The sequence below is a fragment of the Paracoccus sp. S4493 genome (assembly GCF_000967735.1).
Lineage (GTDB): Bacteria > Pseudomonadota > Alphaproteobacteria > Rhodobacterales > Rhodobacteraceae > Paracoccus > Paracoccus marcusii.
Genome location: NZ_JXYF01000476.1, coordinates 1 through 3732 on the forward strand (window position 1 = coordinate 1; position 3732 = coordinate 3732).

Genomic DNA, 3732 nt, shown 5'->3' on the forward strand with positions numbered 1-3732 from the left:
CCACTTGGGGAATGTATGCTGAAGCACAGTGGTGCCTTCTTGATCTGCTATGGCCTCGATGGCGTTCATAAGACACCGACCCACGCCCTGACCTTGCACTTCGGGGGCTACGAAAACAGTTCGCACGACCTCGCCGTCCAAACTTGCAGTGCCCACTGCGACATCGTCTTGAATAGCAACCAAAACCGTCCGGATTGTCAGAAGGTGCTGAACCGTGTCGGTTGAAAAGTTAGCAACCACGCGGTCGATAACCGCCTTAGGGTAGTCCTGAGCGTTGCTAATGCGGATTGTTTTTTGCACCAATCTGCTGATCTGACCTACGTCAGACTTCTGTGCCGGGCGAATTTGAAGAGACGGTTCCATAGCCGCAGAATGCTGGGGACGTGCCAACACGGCAACGGCAAAAAAGAGCATTCACGTCAATCGGTTAAACGATTCAAAATACCCGTTCTCCGCCAGACAGGTAGGGTCAGGGCTGAAAAGGGGTTGCGTCAGAGGTGGCGCTCGACATCCTGGCGCTGGTGCAGAATGCGGATCACGTCGAGGGTGTCCGCACCTTCCCGGACATAGACCATATGCGAGCCGGACCGCGCCTTGCGAGTTCCGGGGCGCAGATCGACCGGACGACTGACCATCTCCCCGGTGGCAAGGGCCAGACAGACCCCGTGCACCTCTTCAAGATAGCGATCAGCCTGCTGCGTGTCCCAATGCCGGGCGGTGTAGTTCCAGATCCCAGCCAGATCGGCGCGGGCGGCCGGAGTGAAGCGGAGGAGCTTGGTCACCCCGCGCGTCCGGCGCGCAGCTCGGCCTTGAAGGCGGCGAGGTCGAGGGGTTCGGGGGGGCCGGAGGCATCACCTTCATCGAGCGCAGCTTGGAGCGTTCGAACGCGGGCTTCGTGTTCCTCCAGCAGCCGCAGCCCGGCACGGACCACGTCACTGGCGGAGCCGTAGCGGCCTGCTTCGACTTGGGCGCTGATGAAGCCGGTAAAATGCTCCCCGAGGGAGACGGAGGTGTTACGGGGCATGGGCGCTCCTGACTTTGATCGTGTGTACCAATATTTAATACATACGCGTCAAACTGCCAAGACCTTGTTGTTTGTGGCGCCTCAGTTCCTCTTCCAAGACCACCACCGCCGGGGTTGCAGAGGGTTGCGTGGCGCGTCATGACGCGCGTCTGATGACGGTTGCGCGGGTTGCGCCAGAGCAAGAACTTTTTCTGACGCAGCATCGAGCCGCCGACGAAGATCCTCTACTGTCTCCTGCTGCTTCTTAGAGTTTTCTCTTTCTTGGTGGAGCAGAGCTTCTGTCATAGCAAGCTTTACCTGCAAAATTTCTACAGCATGCGAGGGGGTTGCATAGGTTTCTTCATGTGGGTTGCGCAACGCTTCATGACGCGCATCTGGTGAGGGTTGCGCAACCCTACGAGGGTAGACGCGGAATAGTTCGGCCGGCTCAATCAAATAGGCGCCGTCATCCTGCCTTAAGGCGGAAACTCTACCAGCTTTGATGGCACGGCTGATGGTAGACTTCGACAAACCAGTTTCTTTTGCCGCTTGGCTGATGGACCAGCTCATCTTCAGACCTTCCCAACAGTTCGGCAGAAATCCGAAAACAGCTTTTCAATGTTGTTAGCATCACGAGATATGCCGCGCTCGTTCAAAAACCGCCGGAAGTCGGTCGCAACCTTGGCGTTATCCACATTGCAGCCCACTCTACGCTTCAGATCGATCCAGTAAGGCGAGTAAGCGATGCTGCCAGCTTCGGGAAATGCGGTGACTTGAATTTCTGCCGTTTTATCTCGACGCGCTTTCCGACCGATTTTGGGACGATCCAGCTCACGCTTTGCTTCGCGTTTCTGCTCAAATGGTTTGTCCTCCCAAGCAAGCGTAACACTTACAACCGTGCGGCCAACCTTGCGCGGCGTGGCGGTCAGCGTGAGACGTGAGGTCTGGTTGATTTCAGAAATAGCGGATTGGATAGCACGACTGTTAAAATGCCCGAACTGTATAAGTTTTCCTTCTGGCACCCCCATCACAGCCCGCAGTTCAGCCACAGTGAATGTTTTGCTGGTGACGTGATTGAGGTTCACCAGACTGGCGACGTGCTGGAACAGCAGGATCGAATATTTCGAGGACAGGGCAAACACTGTCTGCCGGTCGAGGATAGCCCAGTGACAGGATTTCTCGGCCATCTCACGGAAAGTTCTCCCGAACCACCAGGCGACCAAGAGATCGTCGCTGACCTCACGCCGGTAATCCAGCGTCGCCTGATCCAGAAACCCGCCGATGATCTCGCATTGAGCTTCAGTGTCATCAAAGACAATCACTGCCCCCCGCAGTTCGACGAAGAGCTTCCGCATCGTGGCACGGGTATGGTTTCGCATACCATCGATCTTCTTGATGTCTGCCAGTCGCAACTCGTGACGCACATCATCGGCCATGCGTCCGCCCGCAGTACCTATCAGCAAGTGCATCAGCTTGAGAGCTTCGGCACTGGGCGGATTTTCGATGTAGACCCCGCGTGCCACCTCGGCAGGCAGCACGGTTTTGGTCTCGTCGTGGGCGCGATCAGCGGCAACTTTAAGAGTCTTAATCATAAATCACAAAATGAAGTGCAGGTTTGTGATTGTCAAATGCATGATTTAGTCCCCATATGTGATTTATCAGTCCCCATATGTGATTTATCAGTCCCCATATGTGATTTATAAAGTAATAAGCGCCTGTAAAGTAACGATTATTTTTGCCTGAACTATAGAACTAAGAAGAACAAGAAGGGGCTTCGCCCATTTTGCTTCTTATTTTGGTACTTGAGAGGCCTGTTTTCTGCTTTATCCAACCTGCTTGGCATCTCTGTCAGGATACCGCGAACAGGGCTACTGCCCTCATCCCATGCATCGTCCTTCGACTTGAACCAATGGTCGATTACAGGTTCGCCCCGGCCTTTGCTCAACGGTTCACTGCTCTTTGTCTTGCCAGATGACACAGGCCCATTCGTCCCCGGAGGGCATGGTTCTTCCGCCGAGGTCTCTGCAGGCTGGATCGGAGGCGTCGCGGCTGATCTCGACGCCTGCTTCGCGGAGGACGGTGAACCTGTTCACGGGTTCGCGCATGAGAAACCCCACAGCGCCGCAGAGCGCCCCGATGAGGGCGATGATGCCCGCCCTGCGCCACTTGCCCTGCTGATGGGCCTCCAGGGTTCCCAGGAGCCGCTCTGCGGCTCTGTCGAAGGCCTTGCTGGCATCCATCTGCGCCACAGCGGCATCCACGGCCCTGTGGGTGATTTCGATGGATGTCCCGCGCATGTCGCGTGCGGCCTCACTGACGGCATGCAGGGCGGCGCGATCCTGCCGCAGGGCATTGTCCAGGATGGCAGCGATCTTCTTGCCGTTGGTCTCCCAGTCCGTGTTCTTGACGACCGTTGCCATGTAGGTGCGGGCATCCTTCACCGAGGCCGCTGTTGCAGCTGCCTGGTGCTGCACGTCGATCAGCGTGGTGGTGTTCTCCGCGGTGACGGAGACCAGGGCTTCCAGCATCTCGTCCTGGGGTGTGGGGGCGGCGGCGGGGTGTCTCGGATCAGCCATGACGCGCGGCCTTCTTGTCGAGGCTGGCCAGGAGCTGCTGAATGTCTTTCACATCGAGCTCGCGTGTCACCCGGTCGCGCAGCAGGCCTGCCAGCTTTGCGGCAGCATCTGGGCTTTCCAATGCTGCCTTCACGACGACAGCGCCGACGATGA

General features: G+C 57.1%; 6 protein-coding genes. All 6 read right to left on the reverse strand.

Translation table 11 applies throughout. The annotated features are described in order from the left end of the window. Positions 1-414: GNAT family N-acetyltransferase (locus TW83_RS18570; RefSeq protein WP_052714986.1), on the reverse strand; the 414-nt coding region annotated here is incomplete at its 3' end. A 77-nt stretch (positions 415-491) separates the two neighbouring features. After that, positions 492-782 carry a type II toxin-antitoxin system RelE/ParE family toxin gene (locus TW83_RS18575; protein WP_045984270.1) on the reverse strand — a complete coding sequence of 97 codons (291 nt, stop codon included), beginning with the start codon at positions 780-782 and terminating at the stop codon, positions 492-494. After that, a complete protein-coding gene (locus TW83_RS18580) occupies positions 779-1024 on the reverse strand; it encodes a type II toxin-antitoxin system ParD family antitoxin (protein WP_045984271.1) in 246 nt (81 codons plus the stop codon). The genes TW83_RS18575 and TW83_RS18580 overlap by 4 nt, the downstream gene beginning before the upstream one ends. Positions 1025-1105: 81 nt before the next feature. After that, positions 1106-1573 carry a DNA-binding protein gene (locus TW83_RS21005; RefSeq protein WP_157001804.1) on the reverse strand — a complete coding sequence of 156 codons (468 nt, stop codon included), beginning with the start codon at positions 1571-1573 and terminating at the stop codon, positions 1106-1108. A 2-nt stretch (positions 1574-1575) separates the two neighbouring features. Beyond that, complete coding sequence (locus TW83_RS18585) at positions 1576-2595, reverse strand: replication initiation protein (protein WP_045984272.1); 1020 nt, start codon at positions 2593-2595, stop codon at positions 1576-1578. A 357-nt stretch (positions 2596-2952) separates the two neighbouring features. Beyond that, on the reverse strand, positions 2953-3531 hold the full coding sequence (locus tag TW83_RS18590) for a hypothetical protein (protein ID WP_157001806.1): 579 nt from the start codon (positions 3529-3531) through the stop codon (positions 2953-2955). Positions 3532-3732: the final 201 nt, after the last annotated feature.